Raw genomic sequence first — 19504 nt, 5'->3', positions numbered from 1 at the left:
TAAAGTGATATTGGTATTTAAAAGGAGAGAGTTTACATGATAGAGAGTAAAGTTGTAGATTCTGTACCAACTCTTAATGAGAATGGTTGTCAAATATGGTGGGCGAGAATTTCAGATTTACAATCATGGCATTACAATTTACTAAATGATGTAGAGCGAGAGAAAGCAAATTCATATCATCATTCGGCAGATTGTGCACGTTTTATAATAGGTTGTGTAATTAGTAGGTTAGTTCTTGGAAAGATACTTTCTATGTCGCCAGTTCAAGTACCGATTGATCGAATGTGCCCAGTATGTAAGTTACAACATGGTAGACCTCAATTACCAGAAGGTATGCCGCAAATATCCGTTTCCCATTCGGGTAAGTGGGTTGTCGTGGCATTTACAGAATCTGCACCTGTTGGTGTTGATGTTGAACAAATGAATCCAAATATAGATGTTATGAAAATGGCAGAGGGCGTATTAACAGACATTGAAATAGTACAAGTTATGAAATTACCTGATGAGCAGCGACTAGAAGGATTTTTAACATATTGGACTCGAAAAGAAGCAGTGCTGAAAGCGACAGGTGAAGGACTATTGATTCCACCAGTAGAAATTACAGTATCAGCTCCAAATGACCCTCCAAAATTGTTGGTTTTTAAAGATAGACAAGAGTTAGCAGAAAATACAATGATGGAAGATGTAAGGCCAAGTGTGGGTTATATGGCTGCAATTGCAATATTTAGTAAAGAAGTAACTGAAATTACGCAGTTAGACGCGGTATCGCTTTTAAATTATAAATAAGTTTAATAAAATATTTTATAGAAGAGGTGTTCCTCATGTTAGTGGCGGAAAATAGAAAAAGCGAATTAACTTATAATGTACAAGCAATTAAAAATATTTTATTTTCTGGAGATACATCATCTATTCTTGCTTTAGAAAAGCTTTTGAATGATACAGTTCAATTTGATGTTCTAGAACAAGAGGTAATTGATAGACAGTACATTCCGAAAGAAGCAAAAAATTTCTTTGATAAAAACGGAACATTTCTTTACCGCGTATCTAATGTTAGTTATAAAGGTAAGGTGTTATCTGAAAATCTAATTTTTGCAGATACTTCGTTTTTACCACATACTATAAAGCAAGAATTAGAGGATGGAAATATTCCAGTTGAAAAACTTATAGAAAAGATGGAAGTAAGAAGAAACGTATTATATGAAGGATATCAGCCATCTGGAAATATTATTGAATTGTTTGATGGATGTTCTGTTTCAGCGAATGTTTATCCAACTAGAAAATATCAAATTGTAAGGAACTGCAAATGTATATTTTATATTTGTGAAGTGTATCATGCAGAGAATATACAGGAACTGCTTAAATAAGAAATAAACAAGAAACCAGCCTATAAAATGGCTGGTTTCTTGTTTATTTAACAGCTTCTTTTAATTCTTTACCTGCTTTAAATGCTGGAACTTTACCAGCAGCAATTTGAATTTCTTCTCCAGTTTGCGGGTTACGCCCTGTACGAGCAGATCTTTCACGCACTTCAAAAGTTCCAAAACCGATCAGTTGAACTTTATCGCCAGATTGTAATGCAGTAGCAATGGTGTCAAATACGGATTGTACAGCTGTGGAAGCATCCTTTTGAGAAATATCAGCTGATTGTGCCACATTTTTAATTAATTCTGTTTTGTTCATGTTTTCACCTCATAAAAAAATTTTTAGAACGAATGTTTTAGTATAATGGTTAGTAAAGATAAAGCTATCTTTGTGATTAGAAAGAATGCTGTATATTTATGTTAATTTCGTTGAAAGAAACTGAATCCCTGCAAATTAAAAGGGATTTATTAAGAATTGATGCATACGACAAGCTATAATATGAAGATGAGGGGGAAGTATACGGATGATTTTTCGTGAAAAGAATGAGAAAGAAAGTATATTAATTCGTCAACATGATCATGGTTTTTTAGCTGGTGAGATTGCAAGCCATATAAAAGAAGATGTTTTTGAAGATAAAACATATTTAAAAGAGACAATCGATGCAATATACGAACATGATAGAGGATGGATAGAGCTTGATAAAGTACCAATTTTGAATGATGCTAAAAATATTCCATATACATTTATGGATTGTCCAAGTTCATTACGCTTTGTTTTTTATACGATTGGTTTGAATGCAATTGAAGAGTCAAATCCATACGGGGCGTTACTTTGTAGTAAACATTTTTTATCGTTTCCATTAAATGAGGAAGACGAAGAGATGATGTCATTTTATACAGGGGAATTGGAACGACAAAAAAGAATATTGAAAGCGTTAACAAAAGAACAGTTTGCGATGTTCGATAAACATTATAGATTATTAAAGTTTTGTGATGAACTTTCTTTATATGTATGCATGAATAAGCCTGGTGTAAAAAAGAAAAATGAAATTGATTTGTTTAAAGATGGTTTTGAAGGAACAGAAATTTTTAATAGTAAGGATGAGAAACCTATTCGAGCTGATTGGATGGATGAAGAAACAATTCGAATTACACCGTTTCCATTTAAAACGGAATTTTATACGTACGTAAAATATAAAACTATAAATAAACATGAAATTAATGAAAAAGGGATTGTAAAAGCTGATAGAGAAGTGGAATTGCAGAAACAGGTGATTCGTATAATAAAGTAAATAAAAAGGAATGCTCGTCAGTTTAGGAGCATTCCTTTTAAAATTAAATTAACTTGCCTGTTTTTTATTGATTTCTTTTAATTTCTCTGCTTGTAAAAACCGATTTGTTTCAGCGACAACTACACTACTTAACCCAATAAGACCAATTAAGTTTGGAATCGCCATAAGCCCATTTGCGATATCGGCAAATGTCCATACGATGCCTAGCTTTAAATTAGCACCAATAGCAATCATAACGATAAAGATTGCTTTATAATATCGTACAGCACCTTGTCCAAATAAATAAGCAACACACTTCTCTCCGTAATACGACCAACCTAAAATAGTAGAGTAGGCGAATAATATAATGGCGATACCGAGAATCATACTACCAGCAGTACCGAATACGGATTGGAATGCTAATGTAGTAGCTTCAACACCGGTTTTACCAGATTTCCATGCACCTGTTGTAATTAATACAAGACCAGTAATTGTACATACAATAAATGTATCTAGAAAAGTACCAGTCATAGAAACTAAAGCTTGTTTTGCAGGTGAATCTGTTTTGGCAGCAGCCGCAGCAATAGGAGCACTTCCTAAACCAGCTTCGTTAGCAAATACACCACGTGCCATTCCTATTTGAATTGCAGATGCAACTGTTGCACCGATAAAACCACCAGCAGCTGCAGTACCTTGAAATGCACCAGAAAAAATAAGTGAAAATGCTTCTGGAATTTGATCAAAGTGATAGAAAATAATAATAAGGCCAGCGATTATATAAAAGAATGCTTTAATAGGAACGATATATCCAGTAACTCTACCAATCTTTTTTACACCGCCCAAAATAACGATAGCGATTAAGAATGACATGAGTATACCAGTTAATGCAGGAGGGAAAGAAAAATTGATTCGCATTGCCTCTGCAACTGAATTAGATTGAACCATATTACCGATACCGAAAGAAGCAGCTGTGCCGAATATAGCGAATAAAACAGCCAGCCATTTTTTCCCTAAACCACGTTCTAAATAATACATTGGTCCACCGGAGTATTCACCATTTTCATTACTAACACGGTATTTCACCGCAAGGATTGCTTCGGCATACTTTGTTGCCATTCCGAATAAAGCAGTAATCCACATCCAAAAGATTGCGCCGGGTCCACCGATTGTCACAGCAGTTGCGACACCTGCTATATTTCCCATACCAATCGTTGCAGCCATAGCTGTCATCAGTGCTTGGAAGTGACTAATATCTCCAGAAGCTGATGTATCCTCTGATTTTTTAAAAGCTAGTTTGTGAGCGTATATTAGTTTACTAAACTGTAAACCTTTTAGGCGCACTGTGAGAATGATACCAGTTCCAACGAGTAGCAACAAAGTTGGTAACCCCCACACATATTGATTAATTTGTTCTAATACTTTACTTACTGTCTCCATCTGTATTCTCCTTTTTTAGAAAAAATAAAAACCACTTCAAGGAAATGAAATGGTCTCTGGAGAAACAAGGGATAGAAAAATAAACCGATACAAATCGGCATTTTCTTTCGCTTGTCTCTGTCCTTTTACCTGAGAGATTATCCGCTAGATTAGCGGATTTGCTCCTTCGGTGCTCGTTTTCCTCCGCGCTATATTAAGCGAGAGGGAGTCTCTCCAGAGATTCGTCCCCATGCAGTTCTACTTGTAAACAAGACCTGAGAGTTTCAAAGTTGGTTCAGCAACTTTTTGCCCCGTCGGTAGATCAATAGACCTTCTCCTGAATGGTTCATCCGAATTATAAAATTAAAAACTTAAACGTATTGATTGTGTATAGAATCAATAAAAATATTATAGATATACAATTAGTGAAATGCAATCATTTTTTATTTTGAAATAGTAAATATGTAAATGAGTTAAGAGTGAGATGTAATCCGTATAGGATTACATCTCACTTGAATTCCGAATTATTTGAAATAAAATCAATTTGGTGGTTTGATAGATTTAGAGGAACTAAAAATAGTTTTTGTTTATTGAGTATAAAAGCAGGGGTATTTTTGAAATACATAATATTATTATGTAAACAAAATAATGCAAGTGGGAAATGAACTGTATCATAAGGGGGATTAGAAATGCTATTAAAAACAATTTTTTGCAAGGTGGAAGAGGAGAAAAGGGAATTGTTTTCTGATGCGCAAGAAAAATGGCGTGATTTACAGTATTTAGACGGATTCTATGGACAATTTGGTGGGTGGCATGAAGAGGAAGCGTGTGTATATACTTTATGGGAAGATAGAAATGCATATCAATCATTCATGAATGATGCTCACGATACAATTTATTTAAATAGTAATCAAAAAGATACGTTTCTTTCATGTGAAATTGAACTATTTCAAACGTTGTATGATATAACAGAAACTCCTTTGAAAGGCGTAATTGCACAAGGATCATTTGTAAGAGTTGCAATTTGCGATGTGAAAGAAGGAAAAGAAAAGTATTTTTTACATACGCAAGAAACAATTTGGAATAAAGGAATGGAAAATGCAAAAGGAATGTTAGGTGGAGTTGTTGGGAAGTCTTTAAAGACTGAAAATCGTTACGTAGTACTAACGTATTGGCAAGATGAAATAGCACATGAACTCTATATGAAAGAAATTTTTCCAGAGTTATATCAGTTAGCAAATGTAAATGAGTATGTTGAAAATATAAATGGGAAGAGAGTTATTCGGAAGGAAGAATGGTCTGTTGCCGCTTCTAAATAAAGTTAGAACTTATTAAAGTAGCTAGTTTCGAAAAATTTGATACAGAACATTAGTTCTTGTATAATTACTTTGTACAAGAATAAGAGGGGAGATATTTAAATGAGTAAAGTTTTAAGATTTGAATTGCAAGTCCCAAACCCTGAAGAAGCTATTCAATTTTATACAAATAGTTTTGGATGGAAGTTTGAAAAAATGCCTGGGCCACATGACTATTGGTTCATAATTACAGGCGAGAGTGATAGACCTGGTATCGATGGTGGGTTAATGAAATCACCTGATGGTGCTACTAGGACGACTAATTCGATTGAAGTACCTTCAGTTGATGAGTACATAAAGAAAGTTATTGAAAATGGTGGACAAATAGTTGTACCTAAAACTGCTATTCCTAATATGGGTTACTTTGCTTATTGTATAGATAATCAAGGGCTTCTTTTTGGAGTATGTGAAGAAAATATTGAAGCGTAAAAAATTAGGGAGTTCGAGATTATTTTGTTTGTTGAACGATGTTTTCTATCAAAGATTATAATTATTGAACACTTTTGTATAAAAACTAGTATTATTTTAGCTGAAGAAGGATCCATTTTGATTATTTTCAAAAGGGTTCTTTTTTATTTTTCACATATTGTGAGTTATTTAGGCATTATTAATCCAACTTATATCGGTATATTATCTATGAAAAAAGTAAATAAATGATGTTATATTCAAGGGTTAATCTATTGACTGCTAAACAGTTTGAGGTGAAAAGGAAAAGAGGACCAATTATTTTCGTGTAAACATGTAATTAAGTGAAGACGTCATATACCCTTTCATGTTAATATATTTAAGTTATAATAGGAGGCTTACCCTTTTGTATTGTAGGGTAGAAGCAGTGTGAGCTTGAAATTTTTTATGAAAAGGATGTGCCTAACTTGCGTATCAATAAATTTATTAGTGAAGCTGGAAAAGCGTCTCGACGTGGAGCAGATAAGTTAATTAACGAGAGAAAAGTAATTATTAACGGTAAGGTTGCAAAAATTGGTGACCAAGTAAATCCAGGTGATGACGTACGAGTAAATGGAGAGCAACTTCGTATTGCTCGAGACCATGTGTATATCGCTTTAAATAAACCAGTAGGTATTACATGTACAAGTGAAAAAGCAGTAAAAGGTAATATTATCGATTTAGTGAATCATCCTTTACGAATTAGTCATATTGGACGTCTCGATAAAGACTCAGATGGTTTAATTTTATTAACGAATGATGGCGATATTGTTAATGAGATTTTACGTGCTGAAAATAAACATGAAAAAGAATATATTGTTTCAGTAGATAAACCGATTACACCTGAATTTTTAAAAGAAATGGAAGCGGGTGTTAAAATTTTAGGAACAAAAACACTTCCTTGTGAAGTAACACAGTTATCAAAATATGAGTTCCAAATTATTTTAACACAAGGATTGAATCGTCAAATTCGCCGTATGTGTGAAGCTTTGGGTTATCAAGTATACACGTTAAAACGTACGAGAATTATGAATATTGAGTTGAATAATTTACCAGTCGGACAGTGGAGAGATTTATCGAAAAAAGAGAAAAAACGCCTATTTTCAGACTTGAATTACGAACCACAAGATTGGTAAAAAAGAGAAGGGGAAACCAAAAAATGTTTTTGGTTTCTTTTTTTTGAATAAAAAATATATTTTTAACACTTGTAAAAATAAAATGAATAGGATATATTAAATAACAATAAATGGATTTGTTACAAAAGCAAAGAAAAGGACACGAGTTATTTTAAACGGTTATACAGAGAAGGAAGGAAAGCTGAGAACTTCCTAATGCAGTAAAATAACTTACCACCTTAGAGCTGCACTGGGGAAATCAAGTATCTAGTGCCGTGTAAGCGACGTTATCGCAAAAGAAGCCATTATGTTTTTTGTGATGGGAATCTGGGTGGAACCACGAATATAAGCATATTCGTCCCTATTTACTAGGGATGAATAGGCTTTTTTATATTTTATTTCATAATAAGCGAAGAAAAGGACACGAGTTATTTTAAACGGTTATACAGAGAAGGAAGAAAAGCTGAGAACTTCCTAACGCAGTAAAATAACTTACCACCTTAGAGCTGCACTGGGGAAATCAAGTATCTAGTGCCGTGTAAACGACGTTACCGTAAAAGAAGCCATTGCATTTAGTGATGGGAATCTGGGTGGAACCACGGGTAAAAGCACACTCGTCCCTATTTTAGGGATGAGTGTGCTTTTTATTATGAAATGGAGAGATGAAAAATGAAAGAACAGATGATCGAAATTAAATTTCCAGATGGTAGCGTTAAAGAATTTGTGAAAGGCATTACTTTAGAAGAAATTGCTGGGGCAATTAGTAGTAGCTTGAAAAAGAAAGCAGTCGCAGGAAAAGTTAATGATCAGTCTTTTGATTTACGACGAAATATTGAAGAGAATGCAGAAGTAGAAATTATTACTATTGATTCAAGTGAAGGTGTAGAAATTGCAAGACACTCTGCGGCACATATATTAGCGCAAGCTGTAAAAAGAATTTATGGTGATGTAAACCTTGGTGTAGGGCCAGTTATTGAAAATGGATTTTATTATGACATTGATCTTCAAAGTAGTGTAAACGTAGAAGATTTACCGAAAATAGAAAAAGAAATGAAAAATATTATAAATGAAAATGTAAAGATAGAGCGAGTTGAGGTTTCTCGAGAAGAAGCAAAAGAACTGTTTCAAGAAATGAATGATAGTTTGAAATTAGAGCTTTTAGAAGCAATTCCTAATGAGGAAAGTGTAACACTGTATAAACAAGGCGAATTTGTAGATTTATGTAGAGGACCACATTTGCCATCTACTGGTTATCTGAAAGCATTTCAATTAACTCATGTTTCTGGTGCATATTGGCGAGGCGATAGTAACAATCAAGTGCTTCAGCGTATATACGGTGTTGCATTTGCTTCACAAAAAGAATTAGAAAATTATTTGCATTTTGTTGAAGAGGCTGCGAAGAGAAATCATCGGAAATTAGGTAGTGAACTTGAATTGTTTATGTTTTCGGAAGAGGCTCCGGGAATGCCGTTTTACTTGCCGAAAGGACAGATTATTCGCAATGAATTAGAAGCATTTTTAAGAGAAATTCAAAATGAGTACAATTATCAAGAAGTGCGTACTCCATTTATGATGAATCAAGAATTATGGGAGAAGTCAGGGCACTGGGGGCATTATAAAGATAATATGTATTTCTCAGAAGTGGATCATAAAAGTTTTGCATTAAAACCGATGAACTGCCCAGGACACATGCTTATGTTTAAAAATAAATTGCATTCCTATCGCGAATTACCGATTCGCATGTGTGAGTTCGGTCAAGTGCATCGACATGAATTTAGTGGCGCTTTAAACGGATTATTAAGAGTTCGTACTTTCTGCCAAGATGATGCTCATTTATTTGTAACACCTGAACAAATTGAAGATGAAATCAAATCAGTGTTGGCGCAAATTGATTATGTGTATAAAACTTTTGGATTTGAGTACGAAGTCGAGCTTTCTACTCGTCCAGAAGATTCAATGGGTGACGATAAATTATGGGAGCAAGCAGAATCGGCATTAGAAAATGTATTACAATCATTAAATTATAAATATAGACTAAATGAAGGTGACGGAGCATTTTACGGACCGAAAATTGATTTCCATATTAAAGATGCTTTAAATAGAAGTCATCAGTGCGGAACAGTCCAACTTGATTTCCAAATGCCAGAGAAATTTGATTTAAATTATATAGATGAAAATAATGAAAAAAGAAGACCGGTTGTAATCCACCGAGCAGTTTTAGGATCTTTAGACCGCTTTTTAGCAATATTAATTGAGCACTTTGGCGGCGCGTTCCCAGTGTGGGTGGCACCAGTTCAAGTGAAAGTAATTCCAGTTTCAAATGCAGTACATGAACAATATGCAAAAGAAATTGAAGATAAACTAAAACAAGCGGGTATTCGTGTTGAACGGGATATTCGAAGTGAAAAATTAGGATATAAAATAAGAGAAGCGCAAATGCAGAAAGTTCCTTATATTCTAGTTATTGGAGATAAGGAAATGGAAAGAGAAGCTGTAAATGTACGGAAATATGGTGAAGAGAAGTCAGAAATTGTTGAACTAGATGCGTTTGTGGAAAGTATGAAAGAGGAAATAGGAAATAGAGATTGATAATAAAACACTCCATTAATATGTAATACTGAAGTTAAAGTAATTAAAGATATATTAAATAACAATAATAAACGCAGAGAAGGGATAGCTTAATTGCTATCCCTTCATCTTAATTTCACTATTTAATCCCATTGGTTGAAGAAAGTTGTTGTCTGTATTTATTGAGTGTATTCGTCGCTTTTGTACTCCAAAATATCACCTGGTTGACAATCTAAAGTCTTACATATCGCTTCTAATGTTGAAAAACGAACCGCTTTTGCTTTCCCATTTTTCAGAATGGAAAGATTCGCCATCGTAATCCCAACCCTCTCCGAAAGCTCCGTTACGCTCATTTTTCGTTTTGCTAACATCACATCAATATTAATAATAATTGCCATATCCTCCACCTCAGACCGTTAAATCATTTTCTGATTTTATATTAATAGCTTCTTGTAAAAGCCTTTGGAGAACAGCAGCAAAAACGGCGATCACCATAGAGGCGAAAATGATGGTCAATCCGATTGGTATGAAACTTGGAGGATCAATTTTTTTCGCCATGAGATAGTAGAGTGGCATACCTAGCAAGTACAAGGTACTGATCGTGATGGCACAGTATTTTATATTCTTTAAAGCCTTTACCGATAATTCCGAGAACGCTTGGTTCTTATCAATATAGCTTAAAAGTTTAAAAGCTTGATACAGAGCAAAGTAAAAAGGTATCGCTGCCGCGTACATATCGATTAAAACGAGAGATTTCATATAAGCAATATCTGGATACAATTCTCCAGCGAAATTCCCAATCTTAGGCACCAAAAATATGCACAATGCAAGAACTGGGACTCCTATAAAAATAATAGCTAGTTTTAAAAAGAGTGTCGTAACTTGTTTCATAAAAAGCACCTCACTTATGTAATAACAACATGATTTTATCACGTGATTTATCGTTTCGCAATAAAATTGTATTGTTTTTTATTGTGTTATTATTGTTATTGGAATATCTTTTTAATTTTGATAACAATAAAAAGCATTTCTCATTCCAAAGAAATGCTCTTATGAAGTGGTTTGTTTTCTTTTTTACCTTACAAAAATGTAAGGTAAATGTAAGGGAAATCGAATGAAAGGATTTTAGAAAAATGAGAATATTAAGCAGAGAAATCGTTTGTATTCCTTATGTATCTCAATCTGCATTTGGAAAATTTAAAAATTCTTAAGAATTTTTATGAGGAAAATATAAGAAATATATGGGAAATTCATACTATACAAAAGGGATGGAGTGAAAGAGATGTCAACAAATGTAGTTACTGTAGAAAGTGTAGAAAAAACGTATGGGAAAAGAAATGAGAATCAGTCAAAAGCATTAAGGGGTGTTTCATTAAGTATTAAAGAAGGAGAGTTTGTAGGGATTATGGGTCCTTCTGGATCTGGAAAAACGACATTACTTAATGTGATTAGTACACTTGATCAAGCGACAGGTGGCAGTGTAACAATAGCTGGCACAAATATTACTTCTATGAAAGGGAATGCATTATCAGATTTTCGTTCTCAAAAATTAGGATTTATTTTTCAAGATTTTAATCTACTAGAAAATTTATCAATTTATGAAAATATCGCTTTACCACTTTCCTTGCAAGGCGTACCGTCAAGTGAGATTACTGGAAAAGTTAATGAAGTAGCAAAGAAATTAGGGATTACTGAAATTTTAACTAAATATCCGACTGCTGTTTCTGGTGGACAAAAACAAAGAACAGCGGCAGCACGAGCTTTAGTACATAATCCGGCAATCGTATTAGCAGATGAACCGACAGGAGCACTTGATAGTAAAAATGCAAAAAGTTTATTAGAAGCGATGCAAGATTTACATGAAAATCACAATGTCAGTATTTTGATGGTAACACACGATGCATTTAGTGCGAGCTATTGTGAACGTATTTTATTTATTCAGGATGGACTTCTTTATAAAGAGTTAAAAAGTCAAGGAACACGAGAAAATTTCTATCAAGATATTTTAGGTGTGCTTGCCCAAATGGGCTCAGCAGCTGAGTCGAAGTAAGGGGGCGAGACTATGTTATTCAAATTATCACGTCATAGTATGAAAAAAATGTTAAAGGATTATATGGTTTTACTTATTGGTCTAGTCATTAGTATTAGTATTTTTTACATGTTCCAAACGATGGCGATGAATAGTGAATTTACAAAAGATAATAGTCTCATTAGTAGTATTAGGCTCGTCTTCTGGGTTGGTGCAATATTGCTTTCTTTCATTACAGTTTTTTACATCATATATGCCAATTCTTTTTTACTTACATTAAGAAGAAAAGAACTCGGTATGTACATGATGCTTGGAGCGAAAAAGAAAAAAGTAGCGCAATTATTATTTATTGAGACTTTTGGTATGGGGATTGTCAGTATTATTATCGGTATTTTAGTAGGAATAATACTTGCTAGTGTAGCAGGAAATTTTTTAATGAATGGAATGGGAATTTCAGCAAAAGGTAATTACGCATCTGTGTACACACCAGCTATATTAGTTACATCTATTTTCTTCTTAATATTATTTTTCATTACTGGTTTAATGAATAGTTTCCGATTATTACGTAAAACAGAATTAGAGTTAATACGTGAAGATGAAACGCAAGATGAGGTGAAGAAAAGTAAAACCCGCACAGTTATTATGACAGTACTAGGTGTATTGCTAGTAAGTACAGGATACTATTTTATGGTAAATATAAAAATGTTTGCTGAACTAGGATTTATAATAGCGACAATTGTTACGACATTAGGAACGTATTTCATTTTCAACTCGTTACTTCCACTTTTTGTAATGAAAATTAAGGGAAATAAAAAACGAAATGAAACGGGATTAAATAGTTTTACTTATGCACAGTTACGTTTTCGAGTAACTAGTTTATCGAGGGTACTAGGCACTGTAGCGATGTTAATTGCGTTAGGTGCAGGTGCAATGACAGCAGGTATGGCGTTTCAAAAGAATGTAGGCATTATGACAGACTTCTCACGTGTATATGATGTCGTAATTCATGATCCAAATGAACAAGATAAAGCAGCATTAAAAGAAATGGAAATTGTTGAAGAAAGCAAGTATAAGTATAAAGTAGATGGAGAAGCGGTGTATTACTTACGTAACGACTTAACTGAAAAACCACCACTTATTTCAGATCATTTTGATACAAAAACTTTAAAAGAACCTGTTCGTAAACGCGTGGCTGAACCTTTAACTGAACCTGTATATTCTGCTCTGGAAGCTCCTGAAGTAGCAAATAAGCTTCCTCGTATGCCAAAAGATTGGGAGGATGCGGTTGTAAGAGAGATACAAATTACACATAATCAATTTAACGGAAAAGCGGTAAGAATTGCAGATGAAGAGCATTATAAAGGAATTCAAGGAACAGAACATACTGTAACATTAGCAAAAGTAGATGATATGAAAAAGTATAAACAGTTATTAATCGAAATAGATAAGAGACAAAAAGAACAAATTGAAAAAACAACAGGTACAAAAGTAGACTTATATACTAAAATGACAATTTATCAGTTCATGAATAGTTTCATGAGCGGAACAATGTTTATGGGATTTTTCCTTGGAATTGCATTTTTAGCAATGATGGCGAGTTCTCTTATGTTCAAAATACTAACAGGAGCTTCTCGTGATGTACGCCGTTATGAAATGCTACGAAAAATTGGTGTGAGACGTAGTATGTTAACAAAAAGTATATATAAAGAGATTTCATATTTATTTATCTTCCCAGCAATTATTGGAATCTCCCACGTTTTAGTAGGGCTTAACTTATTCAGCTTTATATTAGTTGATCCGTTTGTGAAAGTGTGGGTGCCAATAGGGATATTCTTAGTAATTTATTTCATCTATTACTGGATAACTGTTCAATTGTATAAAGGTATGGTAATGCCGAAAGAAGAAGTGGTGAAATAGTTTAACGAAAGGGTCCTTGTTATGAAAACAAGGGCTTTTTTCTGTGTTTGTGATACATAAATACGTGTATGCGAGATGTTTTCAAGTCTTTCTGTAATGAATATATAGAAAATTAAGGAAATGTTAAGGGTTTATGTAGTGGAAAGTTAAGAAGTGTATGGGAGACTAATAATGTACAAACAAATTTAGATGGAATTGATATTTTTATAAATTTAAAGGAAAGGAAACGTTGTATGAGGAAGATAAAAAAATTAATAAAACTTATCGGAGTCATTACTATACTATTACTAATCATAGCGTTGGTATTTCCTACATGGACCTCACAAATAAAGGTCAAAAACAGTATAAGTACATTAGAACAAGTAGAGATAAATGGAACTGGTCATGAAATTATGATACGCGGCAAAGATAAGAGTAATCCAGTTATTATCTTTGTACATGGTGGACCAGGTTCTTCGGAAATACCATATGCTCAAAAATACCAAGACTTATTGGAAGAGAAATTCACGGTTGTCAATTACGATCAAAGAGCAAGTGGAAAATCGTATCATTTCTTTGAAGACTATTCTAACCTTTCATCAGATCTACTCGTGGAGGATTTATTAGCTATGACGGATTACGTTTCAAAACGTCTAGGCAAAGAAAAAGTAATTTTAATAGGCCATTCTTATGGTACATATATTGGAATACAGGCTGCCAACAAAGCTCCTGAAAAATATGAAGCATATATTGGCATTGGACAGATGAGCGATACAGTAGAAAGTGAGATGAATAGTTTAAACTACGTTATTGAACAGGCACAAAATGCTGGGAATGCGGATGAGGTTTCACATTTAAAAGGGTTAACTGAAAAAATTAAAAATGGTGATACATATACTCCGCGAAATTATGTTGCGAAATATGGTGGAACATCAAGACTCATTGAAAATCCAGATGGTGATAACATGGGGATGTTATTCAGTAATGAATATAACTTGTTAGATGTAATTCGTTATAACGTTGGATTATCACACTCTCAAACTGTCTTATTAGAAAAAGACTTAAAGAATCCATTACCTACTAAAGTAACTAAACTGAAGTTACCGCTTTATTTTCTTATGGGTAAATATGACTATAATACTTCATTTCATGCAGCTAAACAGTATTTTGATAGGATTGAAGCGAATCAAAAAGAATTTATAGCTTTTGAAAACTCAGCACATTACCCTCAATTTGAAGAGAAGGAAAAGTTTTATGAGTGGTTGTGTGATACATTCGTAAAATGAAATTAAATAAAAAAGCACTTATTTTAAAAATAAGTGCTTTTTTATAGTATATAATCGATCAAGAAGGAAAATGTTGGATAATAGTCGAAAGATATAATACAACTTCAGAGAAATGACGAGAATCGATATGTTTTGTCGAGAGAGGAGTTATTTTATTAAAAGATATAGGTACTATACATAGTTTTAGTTTCTGAATATTCATTTAAATAGAAGGGGTAATAGTTATGTTCATTCGAACTGCTAAGTGGTGTGGAATTACCTGTTTACAATTATTTGCTGCAATCTTATGTATAATCTGTCTAGGTGCGCTCCCTCGGTTATTTAAGGGATTGCAAATTGATTTAATCGGTTTTTGGAATGCAATTATATATGTTGGTGAGAAAGTACTTCACCCAACTGAAATTACATATGGTTTTCAAGCGCCGAGAAAATTATTTCCGCAAATTTGGATCCATTATATTGAAACGATGATAGTATTTCTTTCAGCTTTTTTACTTTCTTTATGTATAGCGTATGTACTTGTTGTTTTTGTACTGCAACGAACTCATATGAAACAAAGAATATGGAATGGGATTTTTCTTACCCTTGAGAGCATACCAGATATTTTACTTATTTTATTATCGCAACTTCTTGTCGTAATTATTTTTCAAAAAACAGGGTTTATGCCAATCAAACTGGCTGGATTAGGGGAAGAAAGAGTACGTTTGTTACCGATTATATGTCTTACAATACCAACAACGTTATTGTTTATTAAACTTTTGTTATTAAGGTTCAGAGAAGAATTAGAGAAAGATTATAGTATGTTTGCCAAGAGTAAAGGGTTAAGCTTACGGCATATTTTGACACATCATATTTCAAGAAATGTTTTATTGACGACAGTTTATTATGCGAAAACAAATATTTTATTTATGCTATCCAATTTATATATTATTGAATGGATTTTTAACACATATGGAATGTTTGTATTTGTAAAAGAACATTCGAACATAGAAATTTTCACAGTAAGTTTAATTATATTATATGTACCGATTTTTATCTTGTTTCGTTTATTACATACGCTTTTACAAAATGTTATAAAGGAGCGTGCGTAATATGTGGCAAGTTGTTAAAAGAGATGTAAGATTTTGGTTTGGTGTTACTTTTTTAAGTGTACTTATGATTGTTAGTATTGGGAATACGTTGTTTTTCGATGGGAACATTCGAGAACTAACGATGTTGTATAACGAAAAAGGAGAATTAGAGGCTGCTCCGTTTTCGCCATCGAGTAAATTTTGGTTCGGAAGTGATGACAAAGGTCGCGATCTTTTCCAGTTAATAATAGAAGGAGCGAAATGGACTGTAGGTGCGAGTATAGTTATTGCAGTTTTACGTGTAGTGATTGGGGGAGGCATTGGTTTATTACTTGGTATGTACAGTAAACGCTCATTTCCAGTTATCTCATCTTTTTTTGATCCATTCAGTATCGTGCCAATGGTTATGATTTCCTATTTTATTTTAAAGGAAGTTTTAATGTTCGACAGTGGAGAGGCAGCTGCTCCGTTTCATTTGCGAGTTGCGTTTCAAATTATAGTTCTTGCATGTCTTGCAGTACCGACAGTTATGTTGTATGTAGCGCAAGAAGTCAAGCGAATTAAGAAAGAAGAATTTATGTTGGCGGCAACAGTGCTTGGAGGAAGTAAGTGGCAAAGACTGAAGCGTCATGTATGGCCGCATATGTTACCATCATTTCTTTTATTAGTAGCCCAGCAATTTGTTAGCACTTTATTACTTCTCTTACATCTGGGTTTGTTGCGATTATTTTTTGGCGGAACAATAATCTTTGGCGGTATAGATGCAGATAGTGTAACAAAAGAATGGACAGGGTTAATTGGTCAAAACTTCCGTCACTTAACTACTCATACATGGATTGTACTTATTCCGATTGCTTTTTATAGTATGACAATCTTGTCAGGGAATCTTATTAGTAATAGTATGCAGGATGCAATTAAATTAGGGAATGTTAGAAGAGCGAAACGGAGGGATAAAGAAGTGAAAGTAGAGAAACAAATACAGCCTACAATTAAGGATTTTTCTTTCTATAGAGAGGTGCAAAAATAAAAAAAGATAGCTGAAGACAAATTGTTTTCAGCTATCTTTTTTCGTTTAAAGTGGAGGTAAATCAATCTTACCTTCTTCAAATAATTCTTTTATCATATGTTTTGTATAACCAGCTGCTTGACCAAATGTGATTTTCGCTGGCATTGGTGCTTCATTTACATCTACAACTACATCAATAATGCATGGTTTACTTTGTTTTACCGCATTTTCAAAGGCAGGAAGTAAGTCATCTAACTGTTCGACGCGGTATCCAATACCACCGCACGCCTCTGCGTATTTTGCGAAATCAGGATTCGTTAAGTCTGTACCAAATTCAATATTCCCCATAACTTCTTGTTCGAATTTAATCATAGCAATTTTATTATTGTTTAATACAACGACAACGATTGGTAGTTTATATTTAACAGCTGTTACGAAGTCATTCATTGTCATTCCGAATCCGCCGTCACCACAAACTGCAAACACTTGTTTATCCGGGAAAGCAATTTGTCCAGCAAGTGCACCAGGTAAACCGCAGCCAAGTGTTGCAAGCCAACTAGAAATGATAAATTTCTGGTTTGTCATACGGAAGTGCCTTGCAGTCCATACTGTTACATTTCCGACATCGACTGAAAGAATTGCGTCATCTTCTGCTACTTTCTGCAGTGCATGCATAACTCGTTGTGGTTTAATTGGAGTAGAAGAATCTTCTTCTTGAGTGTGTAATTTTTCTTCCCACTTTTTCATCATTTCTTGATGATGCTCTAAGAAGGAATGATCCTCGTGTTTTTCTACATTTTCAATTAACCATTTTAATGTTTTATCAGCATCACCAGCTAAGCCGATATCTGTCGTATAACGTTTTCCGATTTGTGCGGGGTCTGTATCAATATGAAGTGTTTTTGCTTTTTCGGGTAAGAAACCAGTGAACGGATAAGAAGTACCAACCATAATTAAAGTATCTGCATGCTTCATTGCTTCATAAGAAGGTTTCGTCCCGATTAATCCTAATCCACCGATACAAAGAGGGTGTTCATCAGGAACAATCCCTTTAGCTGGTAATGTAAGTACGATTGGAGCACCGATATGTTCTGCAAATGCAAGTAAAGACTCTCTTGCATGTTTTGCTCCTTTCCCGGCTAAAATAACAGGTTTTTTCGCTTCATTAAGTGCGAGTTTCGCTAAAGTTAAATCTTCTTCTTGCGGAAATATTTCTGGTAATGTAAAGGAAGAGTTTGTAATACGTGCACCATTTTTCACTTCAAATTTCGGAACATCATCTGGAATAGTTAGAACAGAGACACCTTTTTTCGTATATGCCATTCGAATTGCTTGATTCACAACAGCAGGTAACTGTTCAGCTGACATTATTCGTTGGTTATAAACCGCAACGTCATCAAACATTCTTTCTAAGTTTACTTCTTGGAAAAAATCAGTTCCGAGTAAATCACTTTCTACTTGTCCTGAAATTGCTAGTACAGGAGCTTGATCGAGTTTTGCATCGTATAAACCATTTAATAAATGAATCGCTCCAGGTCCTGCAATAGCCATACAAACACCAAGTTTTCCTGTTAATTTCGCATAGGCTGCCGCTGCTAACGCACCAGCTTCTTCATGGCGAACTTGAATAAATTTAATTTTATCTTGTTTTTTTCTTAAAGCTTCAATAATAGAATTAATGGAATCTCCAGGCATACCATATATGTGTTCTACACCCCAGTCAATTAAAAGATCCACTAATGCTTCACCGGCTGTTTTTCCAAACATAATCGTTCCTCCTTATAATAGGTAGATACTATTATGTTTTGGAGAAAAAGGAAAAATATACAAATGATATAACTTATTTGTTTTAATGATGTCCAGTGAAAAGAGTGAAGGCTGTTATTAGTAAAAATCCACTAATAGACCACGATAGAAACGGAAGGAAAGATAGCTGTTTTTTTGCTTTCCAAAGCATTTCGTGAATTGTGACATAGCCAAGAGAACCAATTGCGCTTCCCATAATAAGTCCTTGTAAATGGAGAGCTTTCCCGTCCATCATAATGCCAAAAACAGTACCGGTCCCTAGGATAAGAGAAAGTAATAAAGTTGTTAATAAAAATGAAATGTATTTATGTTTTGTAAAAAGAAATGGAATAATTAAAGCTAACCCTTCTGGAATATGGTGAATGACAATCGCAAGTAAGAAAGGAATGGCAGAGTCATTATGATTTATAAACGCTGTTCCTAACGCAAATCCACTCGGCATATTATGAATGAATATAGCGAAAGAAAGAAAAAGGAAGGTTTGCCATGCTTGTTGATCTTTCTTATGTATAATCGGATGATGACAATAGTTATCTAATAAGCTCATAACTAAAATACCGATAGCTATACCGAGCATAGGCCCAATTATTTCATAGCTTGAAAATGTTTCAGGAATAATTTCAAGTGATAAAAGCCCAAGCAAAATCCCACCACATAATGCGTATAAGCGATGCATCTTTTCTTCAATTAGTTGGCGTGTTGCTACTCCAACAGCACCTCCTAATAGTAATCCACCGAACGAAAAAAACGTAACGATTATAGGAATCCATAAACGTTCCATATCATCACACTCCAATTCTATCCCCTTGTTTTCAGCTTACTAATGGGGGAGGAAGATTAGTCCAAATAATTGTGTTTGATTATAGAGAAAAATCTATCAG

At 33.9% G+C, this 19504-nt stretch carries 18 protein-coding genes, 1 riboswitch and 2 other annotated features; of the genes, 12 read left to right on the top strand and 6 right to left on the bottom strand.

The features are described from left to right. Window positions 1-36: 36 nt before the first annotated feature. Window positions 37-786 (top strand): 4'-phosphopantetheinyl transferase Sfp, encoded by a 750-nt coding sequence (sfp, locus tag ACE38F_RS16720; protein WP_215556285.1) that lies wholly within the window; start codon window positions 37-39, stop codon window positions 784-786. A 35-nt stretch (window positions 787-821) separates the two neighbouring features. After that, window positions 822-1364, top strand: a complete 543-nt coding sequence (locus ACE38F_RS16715; protein ID WP_078181582.1) for a chorismate pyruvate-lyase family protein — start codon at window positions 822-824, stop codon at window positions 1362-1364. Between the two features lie 43 nt (window positions 1365-1407). Here the strand turns inward: ACE38F_RS16715 and ACE38F_RS16710 are convergent, their stop codons facing one another. Continuing rightward, entirely contained in the window at window positions 1408-1680 is a 273-nt protein-coding gene (locus ACE38F_RS16710) for an HU family DNA-binding protein (protein ID WP_215556286.1), read from the bottom strand. A 205-nt stretch (window positions 1681-1885) separates the two neighbouring features. Between ACE38F_RS16710 and ACE38F_RS16705 the strand changes: the two genes are divergently transcribed. Beyond that, the gene (locus ACE38F_RS16705; RefSeq protein WP_375369233.1) at window positions 1886-2653 is read left to right on the top strand and encodes a DUF3891 family protein; all 768 of its coding nucleotides are present in this window, start codon (window positions 1886-1888) and stop codon (window positions 2651-2653) included. Between the two features lie 48 nt (window positions 2654-2701). Here ACE38F_RS16705 and ACE38F_RS16700 read toward each other — a convergent pair whose 3' ends face one another. Continuing rightward, entirely contained in the window at window positions 2702-4069 is a 1368-nt protein-coding gene (locus ACE38F_RS16700) for an alanine/glycine:cation symporter family protein (protein ID WP_375369232.1), read from the bottom strand. 107 nt (window positions 4070-4176) lie between these two features. After that, a riboswitch (glycine riboswitch) is annotated at window positions 4177-4296 on the bottom strand. Between the two features lie 441 nt (window positions 4297-4737). Between ACE38F_RS16700 and ACE38F_RS16695 the strand changes: the two genes are divergently transcribed. The 4 genes from ACE38F_RS16695 (at window position 4738) to thrS (ending at window position 9551) form a co-directional block, all read left to right on the top strand. Beyond that, window positions 4738-5367 carry a YdbC family protein gene (locus tag ACE38F_RS16695; RefSeq protein ID WP_215556289.1) on the top strand — a complete coding sequence of 210 codons (630 nt, stop codon included), beginning with the start codon at window positions 4738-4740 and terminating at the stop codon, window positions 5365-5367. 99 nt (window positions 5368-5466) lie between these two features. Further along, window positions 5467-5832 (top strand): VOC family protein, encoded by a 366-nt coding sequence (locus tag ACE38F_RS16690; RefSeq protein WP_215556290.1) that lies wholly within the window; start codon window positions 5467-5469, stop codon window positions 5830-5832. Between the two features lie 443 nt (window positions 5833-6275). Next, window positions 6276-6983 carry a 23S rRNA pseudouridine(2604) synthase RluF gene (rluF, locus tag ACE38F_RS16685; RefSeq protein WP_215556291.1) on the top strand — a complete coding sequence of 236 codons (708 nt, stop codon included), beginning with the start codon at window positions 6276-6278 and terminating at the stop codon, window positions 6981-6983. A gap of 121 nt (window positions 6984-7104) precedes the next feature. After that, window positions 7105-7328, top strand: a binding site (T-box leader). A 37-nt stretch (window positions 7329-7365) separates the two neighbouring features. Continuing rightward, window positions 7366-7587 (top strand) — a binding site (T-box leader). A gap of 44 nt (window positions 7588-7631) precedes the next feature. Continuing rightward, window positions 7632-9551, top strand: a complete 1920-nt coding sequence (gene thrS, locus ACE38F_RS16680) for a threonine--tRNA ligase (protein ID WP_215556292.1) — start codon at window positions 7632-7634, stop codon at window positions 9549-9551. A gap of 158 nt (window positions 9552-9709) precedes the next feature. Here the strand turns inward: thrS and ACE38F_RS16675 are convergent, their stop codons facing one another. Together ACE38F_RS16675 and ACE38F_RS16670 are read right to left on the bottom strand one after the other, a co-directional pair. Beyond that, window positions 9710-9928, bottom strand: coding sequence for a helix-turn-helix domain-containing protein (locus tag ACE38F_RS16675; protein ID WP_002168434.1), 219 nt, complete (start codon window positions 9926-9928; stop codon window positions 9710-9712). A 10-nt stretch (window positions 9929-9938) separates the two neighbouring features. Then, complete coding sequence (locus ACE38F_RS16670) at window positions 9939-10421, bottom strand: DUF2975 domain-containing protein (protein ID WP_375369230.1); 483 nt, start codon at window positions 10419-10421, stop codon at window positions 9939-9941. A 391-nt stretch (window positions 10422-10812) separates the two neighbouring features. Between ACE38F_RS16670 and ACE38F_RS16665 the strand changes: the two genes are divergently transcribed. The 5 genes from ACE38F_RS16665 to ACE38F_RS16645 all read left to right on the top strand — a co-directional run bounded on the left by ACE38F_RS16665 (window position 10813) and on the right by ACE38F_RS16645 (window position 16838). Further along, entirely contained in the window at window positions 10813-11580 is a 768-nt protein-coding gene (locus ACE38F_RS16665) for an ABC transporter ATP-binding protein (RefSeq protein ID WP_375369229.1), read from the top strand. 12 nt (window positions 11581-11592) lie between these two features. Continuing rightward, window positions 11593-13476, top strand: coding sequence for an ABC transporter permease (locus tag ACE38F_RS16660; protein WP_375369228.1), 1884 nt, complete (start codon window positions 11593-11595; stop codon window positions 13474-13476). Window positions 13477-13709: 233 nt separating this feature from the next. Further along, a complete protein-coding gene (locus ACE38F_RS16655) occupies window positions 13710-14741 on the top strand; it encodes an alpha/beta fold hydrolase (protein WP_375369226.1) in 1032 nt (343 codons plus the stop codon). Window positions 14742-14965: 224 nt separating this feature from the next. Continuing rightward, complete coding sequence (locus ACE38F_RS16650; protein ID WP_375369225.1) at window positions 14966-15832, top strand: ABC transporter permease subunit; 867 nt, start codon at window positions 14966-14968, stop codon at window positions 15830-15832. Between the two features lies 1 nt (window position 15833). Continuing rightward, window positions 15834-16838: an ABC transporter permease subunit gene (locus ACE38F_RS16645; RefSeq protein WP_375369224.1), complete on the top strand. Its 1005-nt coding sequence runs from the start codon at window positions 15834-15836 to the stop codon at window positions 16836-16838. Window positions 16839-16883: 45 nt separating this feature from the next. On the opposite strand, the gene ACE38F_RS16640 is transcribed toward ACE38F_RS16645, so the two are convergent. After that, the gene (locus tag ACE38F_RS16640) at window positions 16884-18584 is read right to left on the bottom strand and encodes a pyruvate oxidase (protein WP_375369222.1); all 1701 of its coding nucleotides are present in this window, start codon (window positions 18582-18584) and stop codon (window positions 16884-16886) included. Window positions 18585-18666: 82 nt separating this feature from the next. Beyond that, on the bottom strand, window positions 18667-19404 hold the full coding sequence (locus tag ACE38F_RS16635) for a ZIP family metal transporter (RefSeq protein ID WP_002136231.1): 738 nt from the start codon (window positions 19402-19404) through the stop codon (window positions 18667-18669). Window positions 19405-19504 lie beyond the last annotated feature (100 nt).

This window comes from Bacillus altaicus (assembly GCF_042136375.2).
Taxonomy (GTDB): Bacteria; Bacillota; Bacilli; order Bacillales; family Bacillaceae_G; genus Bacillus_A; species Bacillus_A cereus_U.
The sequence above is the reverse complement of the archived record's forward strand: the minus strand, read 5'-3'. Positions and strand labels throughout refer to the sequence as shown.

What these genes read in the sequence shown, in the direction of transcription:
- ACE38F_RS16670 (WP_375369230.1), bottom strand. Translation starts at nt 10,421, where the DNA reads ATGAAACAAGTTACGACACTCTTTTTAAAACTAGCTATTATTTTTATA.
- ACE38F_RS16695 (WP_215556289.1), top strand. Translation starts at nt 4,738, where the DNA reads ATGCTATTAAAAACAATTTTTTGCAAGGTGGAAGAGGAGAAAAGGGAA.
- ACE38F_RS16690 (WP_215556290.1), top strand. Translation starts at nt 5,467, where the DNA reads ATGAGTAAAGTTTTAAGATTTGAATTGCAAGTCCCAAACCCTGAAGAA.
- ACE38F_RS16675 (WP_002168434.1), bottom strand. Translation starts at nt 9,928, where the DNA reads ATGGCAATTATTATTAATATTGATGTGATGTTAGCAAAACGAAAAATG.
- thrS (WP_215556292.1), top strand. Translation starts at nt 7,632, where the DNA reads ATGAAAGAACAGATGATCGAAATTAAATTTCCAGATGGTAGCGTTAAA.
- ACE38F_RS16645 (WP_375369224.1), top strand. Translation starts at nt 15,834, where the DNA reads ATGTGGCAAGTTGTTAAAAGAGATGTAAGATTTTGGTTTGGTGTTACT.
- ACE38F_RS16715 (WP_078181582.1), top strand. Translation starts at nt 822, where the DNA reads ATGTTAGTGGCGGAAAATAGAAAAAGCGAATTAACTTATAATGTACAA.
- ACE38F_RS16700 (WP_375369232.1), bottom strand. Translation starts at nt 4,069, where the DNA reads ATGGAGACAGTAAGTAAAGTATTAGAACAAATTAATCAATATGTGTGG.
- ACE38F_RS16660 (WP_375369228.1), top strand. Translation starts at nt 11,593, where the DNA reads ATGTTATTCAAATTATCACGTCATAGTATGAAAAAAATGTTAAAGGAT.
- sfp (WP_215556285.1), top strand. Translation starts at nt 37, where the DNA reads ATGATAGAGAGTAAAGTTGTAGATTCTGTACCAACTCTTAATGAGAAT.
- ACE38F_RS16655 (WP_375369226.1), top strand. Translation starts at nt 13,710, where the DNA reads ATGAGGAAGATAAAAAAATTAATAAAACTTATCGGAGTCATTACTATA.
- ACE38F_RS16635 (WP_002136231.1), bottom strand. Translation starts at nt 19,404, where the DNA reads ATGGAACGTTTATGGATTCCTATAATCGTTACGTTTTTTTCGTTCGGT.
- ACE38F_RS16665 (WP_375369229.1), top strand. Translation starts at nt 10,813, where the DNA reads ATGTCAACAAATGTAGTTACTGTAGAAAGTGTAGAAAAAACGTATGGG.
- ACE38F_RS16710 (WP_215556286.1), bottom strand. Translation starts at nt 1,680, where the DNA reads ATGAACAAAACAGAATTAATTAAAAATGTGGCACAATCAGCTGATATT.
- ACE38F_RS16640 (WP_375369222.1), bottom strand. Translation starts at nt 18,584, where the DNA reads ATGTTTGGAAAAACAGCCGGTGAAGCATTAGTGGATCTTTTAATTGAC.
- ACE38F_RS16705 (WP_375369233.1), top strand. Translation starts at nt 1,886, where the DNA reads ATGATTTTTCGTGAAAAGAATGAGAAAGAAAGTATATTAATTCGTCAA.
- ACE38F_RS16650 (WP_375369225.1), top strand. Translation starts at nt 14,966, where the DNA reads ATGTTCATTCGAACTGCTAAGTGGTGTGGAATTACCTGTTTACAATTA.